The 24,138-nt window shown below is 39.8% G+C and carries 25 protein-coding genes and 1 pseudogene; 9 read left to right on the top strand and 17 right to left on the bottom strand.

Translation table 11 applies throughout. The features are described from left to right. Positions 1-11: 11 nt before the first annotated feature. Entirely contained in the window at positions 12-791 is a 780-nt protein-coding gene (locus ACIFPW_RS15840) for an SDR family oxidoreductase (protein ID WP_430245710.1), read from the bottom strand. 929 nt (positions 792-1,720) lie between these two features. On the opposite strand from ACIFPW_RS15840, the gene ACIFPW_RS15835 reads away from it, so the two are divergent. Continuing rightward, positions 1,721-2,560 carry an STAS domain-containing protein gene (locus ACIFPW_RS15835; RefSeq protein WP_430245708.1) on the top strand — a complete coding sequence of 280 codons (840 nt, stop codon included), beginning with the start codon at positions 1,721-1,723 and terminating at the stop codon, positions 2,558-2,560. 64 nt (positions 2,561-2,624) lie between these two features. Here the strand turns inward: ACIFPW_RS15835 and ACIFPW_RS15830 are convergent, their stop codons facing one another. The 5 genes from ACIFPW_RS15830 to ACIFPW_RS15810 all read right to left on the bottom strand — a co-directional run bounded on the left by ACIFPW_RS15830 (position 2,625) and on the right by ACIFPW_RS15810 (position 5,511). Then, the gene (locus ACIFPW_RS15830; RefSeq protein WP_430245705.1) at positions 2,625-3,191 is read right to left on the bottom strand and encodes a TetR/AcrR family transcriptional regulator; all 567 of its coding nucleotides are present in this window, start codon (positions 3,189-3,191) and stop codon (positions 2,625-2,627) included. Further along, complete coding sequence (locus tag ACIFPW_RS15825) at positions 3,192-3,899, bottom strand: MBL fold metallo-hydrolase (protein ID WP_430245703.1); 708 nt, start codon at positions 3,897-3,899, stop codon at positions 3,192-3,194. A 129-nt stretch (positions 3,900-4,028) separates the two neighbouring features. Next, a complete protein-coding gene (locus ACIFPW_RS15820) occupies positions 4,029-4,877 on the bottom strand; it encodes a MerR family transcriptional regulator (protein ID WP_430245702.1) in 849 nt (282 codons plus the stop codon). A gap of 182 nt (positions 4,878-5,059) precedes the next feature. After that, positions 5,060-5,266: a hypothetical protein gene (locus tag ACIFPW_RS15815; RefSeq protein WP_430245701.1), complete on the bottom strand. Its 207-nt coding sequence runs from the start codon at positions 5,264-5,266 to the stop codon at positions 5,060-5,062. Positions 5,267-5,307: 41 nt separating this feature from the next. Further along, positions 5,308-5,511: a PspC domain-containing protein gene (locus tag ACIFPW_RS15810; protein WP_430245699.1), complete on the bottom strand. Its 204-nt coding sequence runs from the start codon at positions 5,509-5,511 to the stop codon at positions 5,308-5,310. A 176-nt stretch (positions 5,512-5,687) separates the two neighbouring features. Between ACIFPW_RS15810 and ACIFPW_RS15805 the strand changes: the two genes are divergently transcribed. Then, complete coding sequence (locus tag ACIFPW_RS15805; protein WP_430245698.1) at positions 5,688-6,521, top strand: DUF2935 domain-containing protein; 834 nt, start codon at positions 5,688-5,690, stop codon at positions 6,519-6,521. A gap of 20 nt (positions 6,522-6,541) precedes the next feature. Here the strand turns inward: ACIFPW_RS15805 and ACIFPW_RS15800 are convergent, their stop codons facing one another. The 4 genes from ACIFPW_RS15800 to ACIFPW_RS15785 all read right to left on the bottom strand — a co-directional run bounded on the left by ACIFPW_RS15800 (position 6,542) and on the right by ACIFPW_RS15785 (position 8,803). Then, positions 6,542-7,339 (bottom strand): ATP-binding protein, encoded by a 798-nt coding sequence (locus ACIFPW_RS15800; RefSeq protein WP_430245697.1) that lies wholly within the window; start codon positions 7,337-7,339, stop codon positions 6,542-6,544. Continuing rightward, positions 7,326-7,796, bottom strand: a complete 471-nt coding sequence (locus tag ACIFPW_RS15795; RefSeq protein ID WP_430245694.1) for a LytS/YhcK type 5TM receptor domain-containing protein — start codon at positions 7,794-7,796, stop codon at positions 7,326-7,328. The genes ACIFPW_RS15800 and ACIFPW_RS15795 overlap by 14 nt, the downstream gene beginning before the upstream one ends. 141 nt (positions 7,797-7,937) lie before the next feature. Further along, the gene (locus tag ACIFPW_RS15790) at positions 7,938-8,459 is read right to left on the bottom strand and encodes a GNAT family N-acetyltransferase (RefSeq protein ID WP_430245693.1); all 522 of its coding nucleotides are present in this window, start codon (positions 8,457-8,459) and stop codon (positions 7,938-7,940) included. A gap of 143 nt (positions 8,460-8,602) precedes the next feature. Next, positions 8,603-8,803, bottom strand: coding sequence for a hypothetical protein (locus tag ACIFPW_RS15785; protein WP_430245691.1), 201 nt, complete (start codon positions 8,801-8,803; stop codon positions 8,603-8,605). Between the two features lie 479 nt (positions 8,804-9,282). Here ACIFPW_RS15785 and ACIFPW_RS15780 point away from each other — a divergent pair, with 479 nt between their 5' ends. After that, the gene (locus ACIFPW_RS15780) at positions 9,283-10,482 is read left to right on the top strand and encodes a cytochrome P450 family protein (RefSeq protein ID WP_430245689.1); all 1,200 of its coding nucleotides are present in this window, start codon (positions 9,283-9,285) and stop codon (positions 10,480-10,482) included. Between the two features lie 64 nt (positions 10,483-10,546). On the opposite strand, the gene ACIFPW_RS15775 is transcribed toward ACIFPW_RS15780, so the two are convergent. Next, complete coding sequence (locus ACIFPW_RS15775; protein WP_430245687.1) at positions 10,547-10,996, bottom strand: CBO0543 family protein; 450 nt, start codon at positions 10,994-10,996, stop codon at positions 10,547-10,549. Positions 10,997-11,199: 203 nt separating this feature from the next. Between ACIFPW_RS15775 and ACIFPW_RS15770 the strand changes: the two genes are divergently transcribed. Beyond that, positions 11,200-11,646 (top strand): GNAT family N-acetyltransferase, encoded by a 447-nt coding sequence (locus ACIFPW_RS15770; RefSeq protein WP_430245743.1) that lies wholly within the window; start codon positions 11,200-11,202, stop codon positions 11,644-11,646. Between the two features lie 81 nt (positions 11,647-11,727). Further along, complete coding sequence (locus tag ACIFPW_RS15765) at positions 11,728-12,453, top strand: Bax inhibitor-1/YccA family protein (RefSeq protein WP_194222218.1); 726 nt, start codon at positions 11,728-11,730, stop codon at positions 12,451-12,453. Positions 12,454-12,680: 227 nt separating this feature from the next. Here ACIFPW_RS15765 and ACIFPW_RS15760 read toward each other — a convergent pair whose 3' ends face one another. Continuing rightward, positions 12,681-13,127, bottom strand: coding sequence for a DUF4385 domain-containing protein (locus ACIFPW_RS15760; protein ID WP_430245684.1), 447 nt, complete (start codon positions 13,125-13,127; stop codon positions 12,681-12,683). A gap of 219 nt (positions 13,128-13,346) precedes the next feature. Here ACIFPW_RS15760 and ACIFPW_RS15755 point away from each other — a divergent pair, with 219 nt between their 5' ends. Beyond that, positions 13,347-15,158, top strand: a complete 1,812-nt coding sequence (locus ACIFPW_RS15755) for an LTA synthase family protein (protein WP_430245683.1) — start codon at positions 13,347-13,349, stop codon at positions 15,156-15,158. A gap of 262 nt (positions 15,159-15,420) precedes the next feature. Next, positions 15,421-17,016, top strand: a complete 1,596-nt coding sequence (locus ACIFPW_RS15750; protein WP_430245681.1) for an esterase/lipase family protein — start codon at positions 15,421-15,423, stop codon at positions 17,014-17,016. Here ACIFPW_RS15750 and ACIFPW_RS15745 read toward each other — a convergent pair. From ACIFPW_RS15745 to ACIFPW_RS15725, 5 genes and pseudogenes are all read right to left on the bottom strand, one after another. Next, on the bottom strand, positions 16,972-17,931 hold the full coding sequence (locus ACIFPW_RS15745) for a siderophore ABC transporter substrate-binding protein (RefSeq protein WP_430245678.1): 960 nt from the start codon (positions 17,929-17,931) through the stop codon (positions 16,972-16,974). The genes ACIFPW_RS15750 and ACIFPW_RS15745 overlap by 45 nt on opposite strands. A gap of 145 nt (positions 17,932-18,076) precedes the next feature. Further along, positions 18,077-18,835, bottom strand: a complete 759-nt coding sequence (locus tag ACIFPW_RS15740) for an ABC transporter ATP-binding protein (protein WP_430245676.1) — start codon at positions 18,833-18,835, stop codon at positions 18,077-18,079. Then, a pseudogene (locus ACIFPW_RS15735) lies at positions 18,832-19,778 on the bottom strand (iron chelate uptake ABC transporter family permease subunit). Before ACIFPW_RS15735 ends, ACIFPW_RS15740 begins: the two are co-directional and overlap by 4 nt. Continuing rightward, on the bottom strand, positions 19,771-20,721 hold the full coding sequence (locus ACIFPW_RS15730) for an ABC transporter permease (protein WP_430245675.1): 951 nt from the start codon (positions 20,719-20,721) through the stop codon (positions 19,771-19,773). Before ACIFPW_RS15730 ends, ACIFPW_RS15735 begins: the two are co-directional and overlap by 8 nt. Positions 20,722-20,908: 187 nt before the next feature. Next, positions 20,909-21,424, bottom strand: coding sequence for a GrpB family protein (locus tag ACIFPW_RS15725; protein ID WP_430245672.1), 516 nt, complete (start codon positions 21,422-21,424; stop codon positions 20,909-20,911). A gap of 467 nt (positions 21,425-21,891) precedes the next feature. Here ACIFPW_RS15725 and ACIFPW_RS15720 point away from each other — a divergent pair, with 467 nt between their 5' ends. Next, positions 21,892-23,349: an MDR family MFS transporter gene (locus tag ACIFPW_RS15720; RefSeq protein ID WP_430245670.1), complete on the top strand. Its 1,458-nt coding sequence runs from the start codon at positions 21,892-21,894 to the stop codon at positions 23,347-23,349. Between the two features lie 129 nt (positions 23,350-23,478). Further along, positions 23,479-23,991, top strand: coding sequence for a DUF3189 family protein (locus ACIFPW_RS15715; RefSeq protein WP_283152812.1), 513 nt, complete (start codon positions 23,479-23,481; stop codon positions 23,989-23,991). The last annotated feature ends 147 nt before the right edge of the window (positions 23,992-24,138 follow it).

Here is a 24,138-nt window from a genome sequence, read left to right as displayed (position 1 = left end):
TCTCAAAAACGTTAGTCTCGAAAGCCGCCATCTGAATGAATAATTTGTCCTGTAATCCACCTTGCTTCATGACTCGCTAGAAAACCAACCAGTCTCGCCGCATCATCAGGCGTGCCGATACGTCCTGTCGGAAACTTCGGCTTTAGAAAAGTTTGGAGTTCATCATCCATCCACCCTGAATCAGTTGGTCCAGGATCAATGGCATTCACTGTGATGTTGTAAGGAGCAAGCTCAGTTGAGAGCGATGTCGTGAAAGCTGAGATCGCTCCTTTTGTCGTAATATAGGCAAGATTGCCAGGCTGTGGGCTTTTGTCCTGCCCAGAAACAAAGTTAATGATTCTGCCTTCCGCTTGTTGCTTCTTTAAATGCTTCGCAAAAGTAACAGCCAGCATGCACGTTCCTCTTACGTTAACAGCACAGTGCTGATCAATGATTTCCGCTGATAATTCATCATGATCCACTTCTACACAATGGGTCGCATTGTTCACTAGAATCGCTAGCTCTCCGGTCATTTTCTTCACTTGTGCTATAAGGTCCTCTGATGCATTAGGCTCACTTAAATCCAGTTCCATTTCTTCAGCTATAACGCCCATTTCCTGCAGCTCTTTTTTAAAGATGACTGGGAACGTCTCGGTAGCATCCTTATAACCTGTGCTAACGTCATACTTCAAATAATGAGTAAAGAAAATATCATGGCCCTTCCTAGCAAGCTCACGACATATGCTAGCACCAATCCCGTTCGGACGGCTAACGCCTGTAACAATGGCAATGCGATTCCTTTGGTTATTCATTTAATTTCCTCCTTATGAGGAACACCTGACCAATGTGAAAGGAGATGATTCGAAAAAGGACAGCAGCCTAAGGCCCTGTCCTGATCATTTATCAATCATGAACGCGGTGTCCCCTGTATAGGTTCCATTGACATACCTATCCCTACTTAAATAGGATTATCAATAAATCTAAACCATTACAGGATTTGTCCACACATGTTCATGATCCCCTCTCCATACATCTCCGCATTCACTATATCAAATAGTTGTCTGTCATTTCAAGAAAATTCCGTAAAATAAACTCTCTATTAAACATAAATCGCACATTATATATCTCGAATTCAAGAATTTAGAGTTTGAAATAATTGTTGCAGTGGAATTACAAAATTATGACTATTATTTTAAGGAGCTAAAACATGCAGAGCCAAAATCAACTCATTCAAAAGCTTATTTCCAAAGACAGAAGTTCATTGAATGAATTGTATGATACATATATTCACCATGTCTCTCGCATCCTATGCAATAGTGACACTCCTCGATCTGATCACGAAGAAATAATCACGAAGCTTTTCACTCAGATTTGGACCTCGCCTAGACTACTTAGTAATGAAAAACACCTCTCCATAGCCATAACCAAACTTTGCCTCAAGCTTACCAATACTCATCGTTCTAGCGTCTCATAATTCAACAATTACTATTAAATAAAAACAGAGCTTCATCAAAAGGTACTCCTTTTATGTTCTATTATAAGAGAGTATCTTTCTATTTCCTGAGACAATCTAAGAAATAGTTTAAACTAGATAAGTAAATCCAATCGTTGATCAGGTGAAAGCTTGGTATAATGAATACAAAGAAGGAAATTTCTCATTTTGCTACAGATAGAGTGAGCACAACGATTTACCGTCCAAATAAACGAAACAATTATAAAGGATCGAGAGGAGCACTTATTCATGCAAAGAAACAAAGAACTTTATCAATTTTTATTAAATAAAGCAGAACAATTAACAGAAGATTGGTATGCATCACTTGATAAAAGTGGAACTGGTGTTTATTCTTCTACTGATCCAGAAGTCATTAAAGGACTTAAAGCTCAGAATTTTGAATTCCACCTACATTTGTGCAAAATCTTCATTATGAAGAAAGACGAATTCTTTGAGGAATTCGAAGACTGGGTACGAGAAATTGGACGTGATCCTGAACATTTGAACACTCCCACTCATCTGATTATGAGGGAATTTCTGCGCGTACGCGAGCAATATATGGACTTCATTGATCTGTATATAAAAGAAGCAGAAGATCTTGTCTCACAGAAAAGTATTGATATCTGGAAGTATGCTGTGATTGAAGCCATTGATGTGCTCATGACCCGCGTCGTTGAAGAAAAATCAAATCATTTGAACGCCCGTATTGAAGAACAACAACAAACGATTAATGAACTAAGCTCCCCTTTGATTGACCTGCCTAACGGAAAAGCTCTCCTGCCGCCAGTCGGTGACATTGACTCCGATCGAGCATCGGCCATTTTCGAGAACACGCTTGAAGGGTGTACAAGTAAACGAGTCGATCACCTTTTCATAGACTTATCTGGCGTGTATCTCGTCGATACACGGGTAGCTCAACAAATTTTCCAGCTGATTACTGGGCTTAAATTAATTGGTGTTACTGCTACACTATCTGGTATTCGTCCCGAAATTGCTCAAACCGCCGTTCAACTAGGCATCGACTTCGGTGAAATTCGCATCACTTCAAACCTGGCGCAGGCCATTTCAGCTGAGGCAACACCTTCTTAACACAATTAAATCATACTAAAAAGGAGAAAGCCGTCTCACGGTCTTCTCCTTTTATGATGCTTTCTCATTCTATTGTTCTCTGATTTACTAATCCACTCAAATAGGTCTCAACAATTATCCGGTAAGATTCTTCCAACGCAATGGGTCGCTGAAAACTGCCTTTACGATACAAATCAACCATGCCATGTAGAAAGCTCCGAAGCCCTCGGACGATATGGATTCTTTCCATTTCTGACAAGTGATATGGCTCAAACGCCTCCATCGTTAAGGTGACAATCGCTTCTCCAGCTTCTTGGACGTCAGACTGAAGAGGATTCGCCGCCATTAACGTAGCTTCATACAAACCTGGGTGCTGAAGTGCAAAGGTTATGTACGCCTCTGTTAAGGCTAGAATGCTTTCTCTCCCTTCCGTCTGGTGTTCAGTCTTCTCTGACAACCAATTGAAAAACTGGTTCAACGCTGAAACGGCCATACCATTTTTGATGTCATTTAAGCCATCGAAATGGTTATAAAGTGAAGGAGATTTTATCGATAGACGACGAGCAATGGTTGCCATCGTTACCTTTGAATAACTTTCTCGCTCTGCAATGTCGAGTGCTTCTTGAATCACGATATCCTTTGTGATTTTCACTTATCCCTTCACCCGCTTTTTTGCTTGAAGGATAGCGTTTTTCAACGCTTCTGGTTCATATAGAAAATCTCCATGCCCCACACCAATAACGGATGGGTTAAACGAAGCTAGCTTTTCCACTGTGGCAATCGCACGCTCCTTGTCCCACGTAGCCAGAGCAGGAAATGGAAACCGCCAGCGCAAATCACCAGCTATCGCTATGCCTCCCTTCGTTTGGAGCGCATCTGCGGCTATTAGTATTTGATTTCGTTTATCTATAAAAGCCATCATGCCAGGCGTGTGTCCCGGAGCCTCAATCGCGATCAGTGAGCCAACCATATCTCCTTCTTTAAGAAGAACATCTGGCTGCGTCTTACTGTTTCTAGGTACGCCACCCTTCACTGGAAGATCTCCTTCACCAGGCTCGAGTGATGAATCACCGTTTAACAATTTTAACTCTCTTTGAGGAAGAAGAATTTCCGCATGAGGAAGACTTGCCTTTAACCCATCAAGTGCTCCCATATGATCCGTATGTGCATGTGTAATAATGATGCGGTTGATCGGCTTCCCAATTTGAGCGGCCGCCTTTAGAATAGCGTTTTTACTAAAAGAAAGGGCTGCATCGATTAACGTTAAGCTCTCCTCTTCTTCAACGAAATAACAATTAACAGGGAACCAATTGGCCATGAAAGAAAGCTGATAGACGGTTTGTTCCTTTATTATTCTCATGTCTTATTCTCCCCCTTAAACTAATGGTGTTAGTTTAAGTATAATTAACACCATTAGTTATACAAGCTATATTTTCCGAACATATATATTAAGGATAGGTGGACAAAAGAAAAAAATAAGAGGTGTCTTCTATTTTAGGAAGGACTTCTTCTCTCCTACAGCTCGTACTTTTATTTGGATCTCTCGCAAACGTTCATTCTCTTTATGTGAGATAAACGAGTCTACAATTTGTCGAATGAAAAAAGGTCCATCTGGCTCATAACCCTGTTCAGATACGAAGTTCAATAGGGTATGATAATAAGCATTATCTTTCTCTCTCCCTTCTCTCATATAAACACTCGCATACTCCCCCTCTTCAAGTGTCATAATCTTTTGTTGATCTATTTCACTATCATCTTCAATTAAAATAAACAATCCGTCATATTCCATCGTTTCTCGTGTTTTCATATGATCCACAGATAAAATAAACCCTACTTTCCCAACCATAATTGGAGTAACATGATCAATTTCCTTTTTTAAACCGCGTAGCACGCTTTCAATATCATCTAGCGTATGGAACAGCCCCTGAATGGCTAATAGATAACGGTGAGGGAGTGTACGAATTTGCGGTTCACCAATGAAATGAATATCCCTCGATTGCTTTAAATCCAATATCTTCGTTTTCAAATGCTTCTTCATCTTTACTAATTCATTGATTTTCTCATCATTAATTCGTTCATATTCAGATAGTATTTCAATAAATTCATCAACGGTGCTATGCTCTACTTTTTTCTTTATTTCTTTTAACGGAATGCCCATCTTTTTCAAATACCAAATCATGTCCAATTTTTTAAATTGTTCTAAACAATAATAGCGATAACCTGTCTGATTATCGACTTGAAATGGCTTGAAAAGCCCAATTTCATCGTAATATCTAAGTGTTTTTACAGGAATATCATGGAGTTTTGACATCTGGCCAATTGTAAACTTATGATCCATGCTCCATTCCCTCCTAATCGTTAACGTGTTGTGATGAATTAAATGAACCAGAATTAGTTATCATTCATTCTCTTCATTATGTTCATTTCACGTGCAATCTTCAACTACAAAAGGGCTTAGCATAGTTGCTAAGCCCTTACACAATAAAAGAATAATGGTCGTTGTCATAAAACCAATTCACCTTAGTGCTGATTAGTATAACTTTCTTTCAAAACCATCTTCAGCTGCATGGTATTTGTAAGAACACCTAGAAAACCCATCACTGCAAAAATCGCAGAAAGAAGGTTTGAGAATAAGTCGATCCATCCAAACAAGGAAAAGAGTCCAGAACAAAATATTACGAAAGAACTAATCATCCCCACGATGTAATAAAAACCGTTTTTCTTCATTTAAACCTCCAACAGCAATACTAACGTAAGCATCCTTCTTGTTAATCTTTAAACTTAACATCCTGATCTGAAGGGAGCATAAGAGCAGCTCCAAAGTAAACTAGTACAAAGATTCCAGATGTTAAGAGCGTTAGTGCGATGTAAGCAATCCTTAATATATTAGCGTCTACATTCATAACCTCACTTAATCCGCCTAAAACACCCGCTAATTTTTTATTCGTCGTTGATTTGTAGATTTTCTTCATACGGCACTCTCCATTCATTTTGTTACTTACTATTCTTTACGTATTCAAAGCGAATTAGTTTCAATTACAACAAAATCATTCATTAAATGTTGAATCAGAAAGAGCGTTCAATGGTATAACCTGAGCTATGCTTCATACTTTTAACTAAAAGACTACGCCCAAAGGAGGCACCCCACTTGGTCCAGACACCACTTACTCCATGGCAGGAACATCATTTCTGGATTGAAATTCTTTCTGATCACGCGATCTTTATACGTGATTACTTATCACCGTCGGAACATAAATTTGTGAATGAAGCGAATCAGTTTGCTATGGCCTTCGAAGAGCTTCGCGAGCAACTCACACCTCTTAAGCGTGACGAACCTGCAAGCTCTGACGCTATGATTTCCTTTTCACGTAAAGCTTATCACCTGGCAAGGGCCTATTTCAATTTCGAAGGCACGATACAACGGCTTAGAATTCGGAACGAAATCAACATTAACCTAAGTCCATCTTACTTTAATGGAACGCTAGATGAGAATGAAGAATATTTGCGTCTGCTTACTTTCTACATCGAAGGAAAGGTGCCGCCCCCTCTTTCTCTTCTCGACTTAATGGACTTATGGTTAACTGATCAAGTTGGCCACGCCTCGCTATTAATTGATATTCTCGATCCGATTGAAGTCGAATTCATCACGAAAGCCCAGAATATTCAAAACCAATTTCGTGTGTATATCTCAAAAAACAGAGCCATGCGCGGTTTTCTTCGATTTACACCAACTGGCTTTCGAGCTCAGCAACGATTTGCAGATGAAGTCGCACATTCGATTCAAGATTTAAACGCTCTTGTTGAAGAAGTGATGTCTCTTTATAAAATCGATGAAGTTCTAAACAATACGACATTACGATTTCTTGAACATCATTTTCCTGAAAGCTGTTATTTCCTAGCTCATCTTAGCCACTATGCTCCATCGATTCCAGCGCCTTCTTGTTCATTAACGAAACCTTCCTATTTGCCACCAAAAGAATGAAGACGCATCAATTATGCCCTTCATTTTTCTATTTTAAAAAGAAGGATAACGGTTGTCCCTTTATTAGGGGAGCTTTCATAAATGATCTCCCCGTTCATGGCCTTCATAATGCTATGCGAGACCATCATCCCTAACCCTGTCCCTTTTTCTTTAGTAGTGAAAAAAGGCTCCCCCATTCTTACTATCTGCTCTTCCGACATACCAATGCCAGTGTCAGATATGCTAACTTTTAATTCAAAACCTTTATGTAAAGCATCAACAGTTAATTCTCCTCCATCCGGCATCGCTTCAATGGCATTTTTTAAAATATTTAGCAGACACTGCTGAAATTTACGCTTTTCTGATTGAATATAAGTGGGGGATATATCAATTTTTGAGTTAATGGTCACATCCGACATTGTAGCAAGAGGCTGAATGACGCTAAGGCTTTGCTCAAGTTCACTTTTTACATTTATTTTCTCTACCTTTTCTGGAAAAGGTTTGGCGAAGGTTAAATAATCATTAATAATTTCTGTTGCTCGATCAAGCTCATCAATAGCAAGCTCCATGTACCCCTTCGTTTTCTTATCTTCTAAGTCACTGTTGATCATTTGGAGAAAACCGCGACTAACGGTTAAGGGGTTGCGCACTTCGTGTGAGATGCTTGCGGCAAGGTGACTCGCCACCTCTAACTTCTGGCTTTCCATTACCGAATGAAGCAATTTAAATTGGTTCATAAATACTTCATAAATAAGCGTTGCTAGAACGACACCAGTTAAACTAACGAAATTGAATAATATCCAAGTTTCTATGTTTATTTGCGACTCAAAAAAAAACAAGCGACACTCCAGTTGATATACTCCCAAGACAAGCATCTAACCCAGCAGCAACCGCTAACTTCCATTTGAGGTCCAATTTAAGAAAGTGTTTTGATACTAGTGAAGTGAATATCGCAACGAGTGAAAATGAAAGCAATGTAGGATAAAAACCGCTACCTCCAAGCATAAAACGATAGCTTAATAAAACGAATAAATAGATAAGCGACACCCATTTCCCGCCATACAAAGCACCAAGAATAAAAGGGATCCTTCTAAAATCTAATATAAAATTTTCGTTAATCACAATGGGATACATCATACAGAGAATAACGGAAAGGAGGGGAAATATCGCAAGCAACCAACCTGATGATCGTTTTAAAAAGGAAGTTTGCTTCAGTAGATAAAGAATCTGAATAATACTTAACGGTGCAAAAACGAGTAATAAGTTTAGTAGGAAGCTCTTTGCAGTTAGGATCATCGTCATTGCCACCACTTTTCTAATGATTAGTAAGGTTGTCATAGTAAATATTCTTTATCTTTCCTTCTAATTCCTCTTTACAAAATGTGTAATCTTATTCTTTTCTATTGATAATGAAGCATTTTCTTTGTTATAGATGACTCACCTTTCTTCCACTTTCGGAATACAGGCATATAGATCAAGCTTTTTATCCCATTTACGAATCGTTTTCTCATAGGACATCCCAATCCGTTTTGCCACTTTGATAGAAGCTTTGTTCTCAGGATCAATTAATGAAATTAGCTTCGAAAGACCTATTTGCTCAAAACCATATTTCTTACAAGCCATCGCGGCTTCCGTTGCATAACCATTTCCCCAATTCCTTCTAGCAAAAAGATAACCGATCTCAACTTCAACACAGCCGTCCATTTTTTGAAGTACAAGCCCACATTGCCCAAGAAAACAGCCACTTCTTTTCTCTTCAACGATCCACATGCCAAAACCATAAACACTGTATTGATGCAGCGTCCATTCCACCCATTTCATCGTATCTTCTCTACTTTTACATGCAGGATAGTACCTCATTGCTTCCTTATCAGAAAAAATCTCTAAAAGGTAATCAACATCCTTCTCCCTCATTTTTCTTAAGATCAGTCGATTCGTGGAAAGAACTTGTGCTGTCATATAACTCACCTCTATGGCAGTAAAAAAGTTACAATCAAAACTTGATTGTAACTCTTTTTATCATTATCTTATACTGTGATGAAATAAAACATTCATTCCCATAATAGGAGGACGCTCATTCTCTTCCTCATCCTGATCGTTTGTTAAAGAGCTTCCTCGTGCCGATTTTTCTGATCAAGATCCCCAAACTCCATCGCCTCCAATATGGCCTCTTCTGAAAAGCCGGTTAATATGGAGATTTGTCTTATGTCACATGTCTTTTTCTGATGCTGCCTAATGAATTGAATGGCTACCATTGCTTGATACATAATCTTTGTATACTTGCTTAATAGCTGTTGACTCATCGAGCTTCGGCCACTTCCTCTCTTGGATGAGAGAAGAGAGGAGCATCTCTCCCTTATCCTTTAACCTATCACTCTTAAGCCTTTGTTCCAATAAGAAAAACTGAATTTTTACAATTTTTGATTGGAAACTTTCGTAGCCGACACAATAATTGGTTTTCTTTGGGTTTACTTCCTTTTATAGGTTCGTTCAGAAAGGAAATGAGCATTCCTACAAAAGTTTTTTTTCCATAGTTCTCAATTCAAATCTAATGGTCAGTGTTTCACAATATAGCTAAATTGTAAGACTGGTTTTATCCCTCAACCAGTTCCTGGTTCTACTTGTTCCTAATTCGCCATAATGAAAACGTCTTCTCTATGAAATCTGAGGATCGTGTGACACTTCTTACTGTTTATTGAGAATTCTTAGTTTTTCATCTATACTAACCATATTGACTGACCAGTCAGTCTAATGGTTTAAAACAATAAAGGAGGAACATTGTATGCAATCCGTTGAATCTGTCTATCAATCCAACTTTAAAAAAGGGGCATATGCTTTCTACGAAAACTTGCGCCAAAATGAGCCGATTACGTCCATTGGAAACTCCAATGGTAACAATACGTGGATCGTCACATCTTATGATGATGTTCTTGAGCTGCTAAAACGTCCTTCCTTTATTAAAGACCAATCAAAACTCTTCTCAAAAAGCGCTCGTATGGAAGACGAGCCAATGGAAACGAAGATTTTTCATCATATGATGCTAGATGTTGATCCACCAGATCACACGCGGTTACGAAAACTTGTTCAGCCTGGTTTTAACCCTAAAGCGATTAAACAACTAGCTCCCCGTATAGAAGCCATTGCTGATCAATTAATTGAAGAAATGAAGCAAAAGAATGATGTCGTGGACCTAATTGACGATTTTGCTTTTCCTCTACCAATTATCGTCATCTCGGAATTGCTTGGTGTACCAACAGAAGATCGAGATAAGTTCAGAAAATGGTCCAACTCCATCGTCTCCGCTTCCGACAATATGGAAGGCGAATTCATGCAGGATGTTCAGGAGTTTACCGAATATCTTACAACTCTCTTTAACAAAAGAAAAGCTGATCCACAAGATGACTTGATTTCAAACCTTATTAAACATGAAGAAGATGGAGAAAAGTTAAGTTCGGATGAGCTCTATTCAATGGTTTTTCTACTCATTATTGCCGGTCATGAAACGACTGTTAACTTAATTGGCAACGGTATGCTCGCTCTCTTCGAACATCGAGATCAGCTCGAGCTGTTACAAAGCGACTTTTCTTTAACAGAGAGCGCCATTGAAGAAGCGCTTCGTTATTATAGTCCCGTCGATTTCTCGACCGCTCGCTGGGCAGAAGAAGATTTTGAATTCAAAGGCGTTCAATTAACAAAAGGAGATATGATCCTCGCCTCCATCTCATCTGCTAACCGCGATGAGAAGAAATTCGACAATCCGAATAAGTTTGATATTACTCGTAAACCAAATCCTCACATCGCATTTGGCTATGGCATCCACTTCTGCCTTGGTGCTCCACTAGCAAGGTTAGAAGGAAAGATTGCTTATCAAAAATTACTTTCTGCTTTCCCTTCGATTCAATTAGCAGGAACTCCTGAGGATGCAAAATGGCGCAATATGTTCCTGCTACGCGGACTCGAAGAACTTAAAGTTCAGCTCTAATTGTAGTAACCTCTAGCTTAAATCAAAAGCCCCTCCTATTTTGTAGGAAGGGCTTTTGGTTTCATTATATCGGCACGTGCCTTTTTAATATTAAAAAATATCCATAGCACACAAGATAAGCAAGCAAGTATGAAACATATGTCCAGTAGATCGTCCACCCGTTAGAATAGTGAACAAGGTTTATCCATACACCAATCCCTTCAATGATCGTCGTGATCAAAGAAAAAAGTAGGATAATGACGAAAGGATGAAAGGATGTTCGTTTAATGGTCAGAAACAAAAAGCCTGCTAGAATCGGATAAATGCCAAAATACATCGGCATCGCTGCAATGGTTTCCATTTCATATTCAGGGTCAATGCGCCAGAAATCAAAATGTATTCCAAGCACATCAAAAATAATCGCTACAAAGGCTGCAAAAGGGGCAATCAGAAGAAAAAGCGTAAAATCTTTTCTCACAAGATAAATTCCAGCGATCCAGGGAATTACAAACGCAGCAACAATGTTAAATAGCATTTTCGATCACTCCTCATATAAGGAATGCACGAATTTGATTAGATTTATACATATTCTTATAGTTTGCTCTACCCGGTTCAAATCATCGATCGGTTTGAGCAAAAATCGAGAAATCAACATAACGTCTTCGTTTACAGATATTATAGAAAATGATTATACTCAATCTATACAATAGGTTGGAAATAGGAGGCTATTAACGAATGATTGCAGTAAGAATAGAAACAGAAGAAGCATTAAAGGAAGCCTTTAAGATACGTAAAGAAGTTTTTATCGACGAACAAGGCACGCCAGAGGATGAAGAGTATGACGAATTTGATTCACTTGATACAGCCGAACATATTCTCGTTCTTGATGAAGAAAAAGCAGTGGGCACGGCTAGATGGAGCATCGTTGACGGCGTGGGGAAATTTGAACGTATTTGTATTTTACAGTCACACCGCAAGCTTGGGATTGGTAATTTAATCGTACATAAACTTGAAGAGCTTGCCTTCAAGAAAAGCATTACGAATGTAAAGCTACATGGCCAGGTACAGGCAGAGGGCTTTTATCATAAGCTTGGTTACGAAACAAAGTCAGATGTTTTTATGGAAGATGGTATCCCTCACATTCTCATGAGGAAAATACTACCTGAAACTTTCTCAGCTCTTTAATCGTAAGTTAGATTAGAATTAAAATTGGGAACATATCTATTAGAATGAATCTACTCTTACGAAAAGGATGAAGTATACATGATGCGAAGCGGAAATCCCGTTTTAAAAAATAATACCTTTAACAAAACACGTGATCAAGGAGAGGCGATGACAATTGGAGGAACGGTAGCGAAAACGTTCTTCTTATTCCTCTTTTTACTCGGTTCATCCATCTATACCTGGTACCGCTATGCTCAGGGAGAAGATGTGTATACGATGATGGTCATTGGTGCGATCGGTGGACTGATCTTTGCACTGATTACAGCATTCTTTCATCGTGCCGCACCGATCACTGGTCCAATCTACGCCACGCTTGAAGGGTTTGCGATTGGTGGTTTATCCGCGATTCTTGAAGCCAGATATCCCGGAATCGTTATTCAGGCCGCAGCTTTAACTTTCTCAGTCATGGGCGTACTACTTTTCCTTTATGCTGCTCGCATTATAAAGGTTACAAAAAACTTCCGGTTAATGATCGTATCCGCAACGCTCGCGATCTTTGTTGTATATATAATTGACCTTGGACTGAATCTCTTCTTAAACGCCAACGTTCCTTATTTACACTCAAACGGCGTCGTTGGAATTGGCATTAGTCTATTCATTGTTGCCATCGCTGCGCTCAACCTCGTACTTGATTTTGATTTTATCGAAAACGGCGCAAACCGCGGTGCACCAAAGCACCTGGAATGGTATGGCGCATTCGGGCTAATGGTTACGCTCGTATGGTTATATATTGAGATTCTTCATTTACTACAGAAATTAAGACGATAACGACCAAAAAGCCACGTCCTGAGGACGTGGCTTTCTTATTATCATTGCATTCAGCAATTACCTATATCAATACTTAATAAGTAGAGAGATCATAATAAAGCCCCCTATAAGGGGAGATTTCCGCGAAAATCAAATTTATTCCGCGCTTTTCTCATTAATTCCGCGAATTACACCGGTTTTTCCGCGATATTTAAATTAATTCCGCGAAACCACTGTAATCGCTCGGATCAGCCGTACTTCTTCTGATGCTCCTTCTTCTTCTCTAAATAAGCTTCATCTGTACGGACAACCTTCCACTTCTCTTCAAAAATCCTCGCTGATTCGGCTTTTTCCTCATCAATATCCCGCTCGTTCACCTCACCGTCGCTGTCGTATTTCTTGCCGCCTTTATAATTCGCATAGCGACGAGCTCTTGTATAGCCCATCTGAATAAATTTGCGCGCCATATCCATCCCTACGAAATCATCATTTTCCTGGTAGTCTCGAAACATTTGATAGATTTTTTCAGAAGACTTCTTCGCAATATCAGGCGTTTTAAAGCGCCAGTGTGGAAGGATCTCACTTTTATAAGGTTCTATCATCAGAACCCCCTGCTCACCGCGTCCAACGCGGTATTTTTCAGGCTGCTCTCGAAAATTAATATTGTCAAAATCAAGATCATAGTCAAATGCCATCGGTACCACTCCTTTTTGAAGGGTATTCCCAGTATGAGGCAGAGGGTAAACAAGCCAGGGCATATTAAAGCTCTACATTCAGATTCAAAATCTCCTCAAAAGACGCATGCTCCTTACACTCGATGGAAAAAATACACTTATAGCACATTCTAACGTTCCTCCTCATGCATTTTTGGGTAAAGATTAGTCGACAATGATGACAGACGTTAGGAGGATCCCATGATATTTTTCGGCTATGCTTTCTATTTATTTCTCGCCGTTCTAAAATTTGTACTATTTAGCTTTTATACAAATACAGCTTTTCCATTGGATTTTCTCCTTATGAATCTTGCCGGCATGTTACTTTTATCTAGCTGGACACTTCTGATTCAATGGAAGAAACGGCGATGGATATGGCTGACACTGTTGTTTTTACATAGTCTTCTTCTTATATCCGATCTCTGGTACTACCGATACTTTGAAGATATGCTGTCCGTCTCACTCTTTTCACAAATGCTTCAAATGAGTGATGTCGGCGGTGGTTTTATGGCGCTGATTCGCTTTCAAGACTTTTTCCTTTTCGCTGATGTTGTGATCTTTCTATTGGTACTCTTTTTCACGAGAAAGAAACCATTTGAAGTAACGAAGAAAAAACGAAGAGTAACAGCAAGTGCCACATTTCTAATCGGAGTCGTTCTGTTTGCGTCACCGTTAATTTTTAGCGCTGTTAAAGAAGATCAGTCGCCAAATCAATCCGTCTCAGATATGCGGGACTACTATCACCTTGGTTTCTGGGGCTATCACGGTGTTGATCTTTGGAGAGGTGTAATGGCGGTGCTTAACTCTGAAGAGGATCTAACCGCAACGCAACAAAGAATGCTAGAGAAAAACGCTGCAGAAAACAAAGATGGTTCCGTTAAGAAACCTAATATCCTTTTGGTTCAATTGGAATCGTTTCAAGGATCGCTCATTGGGCAGAAAATCAACGGGAAAGAACTGACCCCCAACTTAAATCAGCTAAAAGAAGAAACGCTGTACTTCTCTTCGTTTTATCACCAAACACACGAGGGAAGGACATCTGATGCTGAATTTATAACAAATACGTCCCTCTACCCCTTGAAATCGGGATCCGTTTATACACGTTTTCCGGAAAATGAATTTGGATCATTACCGGAGCTACTGAAAGAAAATGGCTATGACACAGCAGCCATGCATGCGTATGACAAAGGATTTTGGAATCGCGACAAAGTGTATGAGAATATCGGATTTAATCAATTCTTCAGCAACAAAGATTACCCTAATCAGAAAAAAATCGGCATGGCTTTAAATGATAAAAACTTTCTGACCACCTCTATTGAACATATGGAAACGTTAAAAGAACCTTACTTTGCGTTCATGGTGGCATTAACAAGTCACACGCCATATGAAATTCCGGAAGAAGAAAGAGAGCTGGATTTATCGGGATATGATGATCCTATGTTAAAACGGTACTATCAAACTGTTTATTATGTCGATCAGGCCATTGGGTTAATGGTTGATGAGTTGAAGAAGAAAGGGATGTGGGAAGACTCCCTCGTGATCTTCTATGGTGACCATGATAGCGGACTGACGAACGAAGGCAGCGAGATGAGAAAGGAAGCCAATGTTGAAAGCGCCGTAGACGCTTTTGAACTCGATCGTCAAGTACCCCTTTTCATTAAGAAACCGAATGAAGGTAGTGGCCAGGTGATCAAAGAAAACGGCGGGCAAATCGATATCGCCCCAACAATTGTCGACATGTTAAATATGGAAATGCCGTATATGATGGGAAATTCTCTTCTTGATGATCAGCCCAACCTCACTGCATTTCGAGATGGGTCTTTCCGATATCGTGATTATTATTACGAAGCTAATTTAACCAAAGATGCTGGAAACGGAACGTGCTATAACGTTTCTACGGAAGAAAAAGTATCGCTTAGGAAATGTGATGATCAAATTGAAAACGTAACAGAGCAACTCCGCCTTTCTGATAATATTATTGAAAAGAATGGTCTTGAAAAAGATAATGAGTAGAAACGAAAGAATGGACGGTTCAGACACTTAAAGGTCTGGATCGTTTTTTTGTGGAACGTTGTTATAGTACCTTTGACACAGCTTTTCAATGAGAGAGGAAACACTTGTAAGAACTTCATAGAAACTCGTCGAATGAACAGCGATTGCCGTTCTATTGACCTATACTCCAACTAAGTAAGTTAGTGAAAACGCTCCTTGTTTAATAAACTGAATATTCTTATGGTTGAAGTGGTATAAGACTCATTTCAAATAGGAGGGTTTTATGAAGAAATGGTTGGTGTCACTATTGGTGATGATCTTCTTGCTCGCTCCCCCTTTCGCTCACGACGCACAAGCCGGCATTATAGGAAAAGGTGATGCAACTGGTACACCCGGCGAATGGTACATTGGAGATGAACCCACTACCGTCAAGCCTGGCTCTCTTCCACTCGTATTTGTCCACGGCTTAAACAGCTCTTCAAACACTTGGATTGATCAAAACGATATGGATGAACTTACATACAGCAAGAACTACCAAACAGCTTTCATTGATTTATACCCTACGAAAAACATGTGGGACAACGGGCAGCTGCTTGCTAGCAAACTAGCAGAGATCAACGCGTACTTTGGGAAGAAAGTGATTCTTGTTACCCACAGTAAAGGTGGGGTTGATGCACAGGCTGCCATCGTTCATGCAAATGCGCAGCAATATGTTGATAAAGTCATTACGCTCTCCACCCCACACAAAGGTTCACAGCTAGCTGATCTTGCCCACAGCAGCTGGGCCGGGTGGTTAGCTGCAATTATCGGAAATCGAAATGACGCCACCTATTCACTACAGACCGGCTATATGAGCTATTTCCGATCCGTTACTGATGCAAAACCGAACATTTCATCCACACCTTACTACACGTTTGGGGGCACTAGTTGGGGGAGTTTCGGTGGCGCGCTCTATTGGGGCGGTTTGTATTTACGACAATATGGCTCAAATGATGGCGCCGTTACGGTGAACAGTTCGAGACTTCCCTATGGAAATGAGATTCGCATCGGGAATTGGGATCACTCGTCCATTCGAACTGGGAGCGCTACGCTTAACTTATTTGAACCTTACTTAACACAGTCGATCCCTGCCTTTGCCCCGCGCACTTCTATCAATGAAACGGCTGCTTCTGATCAAGCTAATGTCCTCATTCGGGGCGGTGAATTTAAGGGAACGCAAGTGGAAAAGTTTGATGTAGAAGAAGATACGAAAAGCATTACGCTCGATTGGATGAGTCAAAACGAGGATTCGGTGATCACTCTTCAAGGGCCTGATCAGAAAACGTATGCGGTGACAGAAACATCTCAAGATGAGGCGATGTTTGAAGGAGCGTTTCATCACCAACTGAAGGTAGACCTCCCTAAATCTGGCACATGGAAACTAAAAGTAAAGCAATCAAAGAAAGAAAGTTACGTTATGCAAGTTGCTTATGAAAGTGAACTAAATCAAGAGCTCCAACTGAAAAGCTCTGCAAAAGTAGTGAAGCTTAATATCGACGAAAACAATGTAGTGAAAGATTCAATCGAAGGAGATATTGTGATTCAATATAGTAAAAATGGAAAAACGAAACAAAAGAAAGTGTCACAGGAAAAATTGAGTGCTCAAAAGTCCTTTCCTATTAAAAATGCTGGTGAAGGCGTTTATCACATCATGCTTGATGTGAACGGTGATACTAAAAAAAAGGCGCTTCATTTGAGCGAACCATTCTTCATACGGTTTACATTGATGCGGATGGTAAGGTGTATCAGCCTTAATCAAAAAACCCCCTTCGAACGTTCGAAGGGGGCTTTCATGTTACTCGATTCCTTTTTTAACCTCGCTAATCATTTCTGTCACTGACTCCAGTCCGCCACCAGATAAGTACCAGTAGTTTGGATCTAAATAAACAATGTGATCATTTTTATAAGCGTCTGTATTTTTCACAAGTTCATTTTCTATTACTTCTTTCGCCGATGTTTCTGCTCCATCTACAACAGCGTCACGATCAACAACGAAGAGGTAAGCTGGATTTTTTTCTGCGATATATTCAAATGAAATGCTTTGGCCATGCGTCGATGCTTCAAGATCACCATCCGCTTCAGGTAACCCTAACACATCATGAATGAGTCCAAACCTTGACCCCGCTCCGTAAGCACTTACCTTACCACCAGTCACGAGTGTTATTAATCCTTTCTCATCTAAAGAAGATGTAAGCTCCTGAACAGATGAAATTTCTTCATCGATTTTCGCTAATTCTTCTTCCGCTTCTACTTCTTTCCCAAAAATCTCACCAAGCGTTGTGACATTCTTTTTGAATGAAGGGATATAGTCTGTTGTATCGACTCCCATATAAATCGTTGGTGCAATCTTACTTAATTCTTCATAGGCATCCGACTGTCTGCCTGAAATGATAATTAACCCTGGGTTCATTTCTGCGATTTGTTCAAAATCTGGTTCCTTCAAACCGCCAGCGTTTTCGTATGTATCTGATTCATATTTTGAAAGGTAAGATGGAATATTAGCTTGTGGAACACCCGCTACCTCTACACCCAGTTTATCGAGAGTATCTAGTGTACCAAAATCAAAGACAACAACATTCTCAGGATTTTTTTGAACCGTTGTTTCTCCAAGGTCGTGCTTCACGGTTACTTCTTCTGTTTCTGATGATCCCTTCGCTTCTGCATTTGCTTCTGTTGCTTCAGAATTATTCGTACCGCATGCAGATACGATTAGTGCTAGAGCTGATAGAGCTAAAACCAAAATCCATTTCCTCATTATTCTTCTCCCCTTATCTCTTTTTTGAAGTGTTGATAGAATTGATATCAATTCTCAATCATTTACAATAAAAAAAGAATGACCAGAATCATTTAACTTAATGATAATGATTATCAGTGTCATTTGTCAATATAGATTTTGAATTTTATGAGAAATAAATTCCAATACGGTGATCACCATATTGTTCAATAGGAATATGCATATCATAAATTTCTTTCAGGACTTCTGTCGTAATCATCTCATCGGTTCGCCCTTCTCTTATTAGCGATCCATTTTTAAGCGCAACGATTTGGTCTGAGTAAACCGATGCAAAGTTAATATCATGAATCACAATTAAAACGGTTTTCCCCAATTCATCAGCCAGGCGTCTTAATACCTTCATAATTTGAACAGAATGCTTCATATCAAGATTATTTAACGGCTCATCAAGAATGATGTATTCCGTATTCTGAGCTATAACCATGGCAATAAAAGCCCGCTGCTTCTGACCACCGCTTAAATGATCAATAAATTGATCTTGGATTTCTTCCAACTCCATATAGAGAATCGCTTCATCTACATACGCCCAGTCCTCTTTCGTTAATCGTCCCTGGGAATAAGGAAAACGACCAAATGAAACCAATTCACGTACTTTTAACCGAACGTTTAGCTCATTAGATTGTTTCAATATCGAGATTTTCTTTGCAAGCTCATTGCTTTTCGTTTTTGTAACGTTACTCCCATCGATGTAAACTTCTCCTTCATCACATGAAAGCAAGCGACTCACCATCGAAATAAGCGTACTTTTTCCTGCTCCGTTTGGACCGATGAAGGAAGTGATCGTCCCTTTTTGAACAGTGAGAGAGACGTTCTGAACAACTTTTTTCTTACCATATGATTTTGAGACATTTTTGATTTCAATCATGATTTCCTCTCCTTCAGTAGAAGATAAATAAAGTACACGCCGCCAATAAAATTAATAATGATGCTGATCGATGTTGAGAACGTAAAAACGCGTTCGACGATAAGCTGTCCTCCGACTAAAGCAATCACGCTCATAAAAATTGATCCTGATATGAGATAGCTATGTTGATACGTCTTAAGAAACTCATGTGCTACATTGACTACGAGTAGTCCGAGAAACGTAATTGGGCCAACTAGTGCGGTCGAAATTGATACAAGAATCGAAATGACAATTAACAATCGTTTCACGATGTGATCATAATCGACGCCTAGATTCACGGCATGATCACGCCCTAGTGATAGCACGTCCAAGTACTTTATGTATTTCCAGGCATAAACCAATACAATGACGAAAGCAGCAATCGATACAAGTAAGACATCTGTGTTCACATTATTGAAGCTCACAAACATCCGTCCTGTACAACCTGAAATTCATTCGGATCGATCAACATTTCCATGAACGATGAGAGACTTCCAAATAGGGTACCGAAGATTAATCCAATTAAAAGCAGGAAGTAGATATTCTGTCCTTCTTTTCGAAATAGGAGCTTAAATAATAGACTTGCAAACACCATCATTAAGACAACTGACAAAAGAAAATTAATATTTTTATTTAAGATTAAAATGTTCATTGATCCAAATAAGAAGACAATGACGGTTTGAATGAGCATATAGAGAGAATCAAGCCCAATAATACTAGGTGTTAGAATTCGATTATTTGTGATTGTTTGAAAGATAACCGTAGAGAATGCAATGGCACTTCCTGTTACAATAATAGCCACAATTTTGATTGCACGCCTCGGCAAAATATAGCCTACATTTCCTCCCAGGTCGATCAATAGAAACGCGCTAATGAGCAGGAGACTGAGCACAAAAAGGAGACTGTTTTTCATACGTTTAGACATAAGCTCTTCTCCTTAACAACAAGTAAATGAATAGAATACTTCCGATTACACCAACCATCAAACCAATCGATATCTCATATGGATAAATAATCAATCGCCCAAGAATATCACAGATTAACACAAATACTGCGCCCATCATGGCAGTTGGAAACAGATTCGCTTTCAGATTATCCCCCATCATGATCGAGACGATATTAGGGATAATCAAACCGAGAAATGGAATGGCTCCTACTGTTAACATGACAACGGTTGTCACCAAAGCAACGATAACGAGTCCGATGTTAACAATCTGTTTATACTTTAAGCCAAGATTAACCGAGAAGTCTTCACCCATTCCAGCAATCGTAAATCGATTGGCGTAAATGTAGGCGATGATAAGTCCTGGAACGCTTATGTATAATAGTTCATACTGACCTTTTAATACGACTGAGAAATCTCCCTGCAGCCATGAACCGATGCTCTGCATTAAATCATACTTATACGCGAAAAACGTAGTAATTGACCCCAGGACATTCCCAAACATCAACCCTACTAGTGGAATGAAGATCGCATCCTTATATTTCACTCGATCGAGCACCTTCATAAAAAGGAACGTACCCGCTAAAGCGAACAAAAACGAAATCATCATTTTTTGCATTAAGCTAGCGGAGGAAAATAAGATAAGGGAAACGAGAATCCCAAGTCTAGCAGCATCCATCGTACCCGCCGTTGTTGGAGAGACAAACTTATTACGACTAAGCTGCTGCATAATAAGTCCACAAATACTCATACTTGCCCCGGCAATAATAATACTAACGAGACGAGGAACCCGACTAATCCAGAACACCTGACTCTGCTCATCCGTAAAATTAAACACCTCGAGAGGTGACATGCTTTTGACCCCAATAAAAAGGGATACAAAGGATAATAAAATAAATAAACTAATTAAGTATCTCTTCTTCATCTCACTCTTCCCTTTACTAGATTTGGTTAAATCGCTCTTACCATACGCATCTAATTTATAATGATAATCATTATCACTTCGTCATGCAACCTATTTGTGTCTTTTCATTAGAAATAAATAGACATAAAAAAGAGAGAATAGCAGCCAATTTTCTAGCTCGCTTTCTCTCTTTCTTTCAATAACCTATTTATTTTGATACATACCAATCGAGCGCTTTCTCTTCTATTTCTTTTACAAGTGAATCCTTTCCATCGATATAAGCTTCCATATCCTCAGGATAACGCATCGCAAGCTCAGCCTTTGTCTGTCCGTATTGCAAGCGATCACTCCGATGTTCCATTAAGTAGTCTCGAAATGCCAGGTGGTGATCAATGTCCGGATTTCCTAATTCATATAGATGAACATGATGAGAGCGCTGATCTCCACCCTTCCGAAAGAAACGGCGGCCAGTCAGTCCATTTTCACCAAGCGCTTCATATCCAAGTTCTTTCATGTACTCATTTTTTTGATCCACTAGACTAAGATCTTTTACAACTGGCATGATATCGATCACTGGCTTCGCCTTCAACCCTTCAACTGCCGTACTGCCAATATGATGAACCTCAATCATATTATCGCCATATACGCGTTCAAGCTTCTGAGCTTCTAACAAAAACAACTCACGCCAAATTTCATTGAACTCCTGAACTTCTACTTTCCTCATTGTGGTCACCTCAATTAGTTTTAATTTAATCTCGTATTCTAAATAACGCTGCCCACAGACCTTCTACGCTAAAAGTTCCACTAGAAGGATACGCTCTCTTAATCTCAATGGGCTCGAAATCCTGGAAAATAGTTCGCAACTCTCTTCCGTAAAGATAAGCCACCCCTGTAGACTTCTAGATCGGAGAGGGGGAACCTCCAAAAAATATGCGAGGGCTTGCCCACTGGAGTTTTATTGGCTAAATTCAAGATTTATTGGCCAAAATCCAAGTGTATTTGCTAACTAGAATCATTCCACCTAATCATACCATTATATGGAATGATCCCCCCTCCTCCTTAATGAAATTTTTACAATCAAGACGTTTGTAACGAGACGATGATGAGAGTATAATTTGATAATTGATTGAGGGGAAAACTACTTAACTACTACTAATGAAGATGATAAGAAATTGCGAGAGGAGTCCTATCGTGACCACTAAACCTTATAATAAAGTGTTAATTGCGACGCTTCTGCTAGCTGGAGCGTTTATTACAATTTTGAACCAAACTCTTATGATTACGGCGATTCCACCGATCATGGAGGAAATGAACATTACCGCGAATACAGCACAATGGCTGACGACAGTCTTTATGCTTGTGAATGGAATCATGATACCGATCAGTGCTTTTCTTCTTGAACGATTTACAACGAGACAGCTTTTTATTTCCGCGATGAGTATTTTCTCAGTGGGAACGGTGATTGGCGGATTCGCGCCGAACTTTGGCGTGTTGTTAATTGGGCGTGTTATTCAATCCGCCGGTGCTGGGGTTATGATGCCCCTTATGCAAACCGTCTTTCTGATGATTTTTCCAGTGAACAAACGCGGCGCTGCGATGGGTTACATCGGGCTCGTGATTTCATTTGCACCCGCCATCGGTCCCGCGTTGTCCGGTTGGATTACAGCTGCCTATTCATGGCGCTTACTCTTTTGGTCAATGCTGCCACTCGCGATAATGATTATTGCAGTTGCCTATTTCGTTATGAAAAATGTGACAGAGCTCACGTTTCCAAAAGTCGATCCGATCTCCATTATTCTTTCATCGATCGGTTTCGGCGGATTGCTTTATGCGTTCACGAGTGCAGGGAACATAGGCTGGGGCAGCATGAGAACGATCGTCGTTCTTATCGTTGGTGTCGTCACGCTGACGATTTTCATATTAAGACAGCTACGTCTTTCACAGCCGATGCTCGAGTTTCGAGTGTTTAAAGATAAGATTTTCACCATTACGACGATCATCGGGATGATGATGTTTCTTGGATTAATTGGTTCAGAAACGTTGATCCCACTATATATGCAAAACATGAGAGACTTTACCGCATTTGAGTCCGGACTTGTCCTACTTCCTGGGGCCGTTATCACAGCATTTATGTCCCCGATTACAGGACGAATTTTTGATAAAATCGGTGCGCGTCTCCTTGCAATTGTTGGTTTAACAATTGTAACTGGCGCAACGCTCGGCTTCTCATTTCTCGATACATCGACAACCATTACGTTCTTAACAGTAATGTATGCGATTCGTATGTTTGGTTTATCGATGGTCATGATGCCGGTCACAACGGCTGGATTGAATCAAATGCCGAAACACCTTATTCCACATGGGGCTGCCATGAATAATACAATGCGACAGATTGCGGCTTCAGTCGGAACGGCGATTTTAGTGACGGTCATGACAACGACCGCTCAAACGGCTCAGCAGCAGCCATCTATCTCAAGACCAGATATTTATGGCGTAAATATCGCATTTCTCGTCATTCTTGCTCTCACGATTGTGGCGCTTGTGCTTTCGTTTTTTGTGAAAAAGACCGCGCCTCAACAAGAATACGAGCAATCGAATGAGGCTCCAGTTGCAAACAACCGGAATCAGCCTAAGTCTGTTAATGCTTAAACGAACATTTTTCATTCAACCGTTCAGTCATTTGACTGAGCGGTTTTTATAATTGAAAGGTTGATCAAAGGATTGTTTCCCGCTAATCAGGTAATACTTGTTAGTAAATTCAATTACAGGGATGAGCATATGATTTACATTTATCATGACTACGGTGGGACACACACCACATCAATAGCTGCAGCCTTTCATTTACATCTTTTAAAGCCCTCTTCTCTTCCTTTAACAAGTGAAGAAGTTCTTGCCGTGCCCTTTTTTAACAAATTAACGAAAAAGGACGCCGGACGACTCCTTTTCCACGGTCGGGATTCAGATGGCCATAAAGTCTACACAATTGGTAAAAAATCGTCGAAACTGATCGTGCCCGCTTTATATGATATGACTTTAATGCTATTTGACCATTTTCAAGTAGATGATCAGATTATCCTCTCAAACACGTCACCAACCGTCCCGTTTGTTATGTCAATAGGAGGAGGTCTTTCTCGAGGGCTTGGCATCGATACTCTCGGAGTACCGCTTCTCATCAAAGGGGCTAAAAAGTGCAGTCCGCTCATTTATGATCTCGTTGAGCATACGAAAAAACAAGCTCACCAAACGACGGAAAAAGTGCTCCTACTCGAAAATCAGCATTTTAAGATTTAAATAGTTTTACTTGTAGCCCGTTGAACCATCGTTTGGATCAACGCGCATTTTTCAGTCTAGGTGTTTTCTAAGTTGTAGTTAAAGAAGGAAATCTAAAAACTAGAGCCATTATAGCTAATAGATAAATTAAATACGAACCCCCGAGAG

This window comes from Pseudalkalibacillus sp. NRS-1564 (genome assembly GCF_050467905.1).
In the GTDB taxonomy this organism is placed as follows: Bacteria; Bacillota; Bacilli; order Bacillales; family Guptibacillaceae; genus Guptibacillus; species Guptibacillus hwajinpoensis_B.
This window is presented reverse-complemented; position numbering and strand designations above follow the sequence as displayed.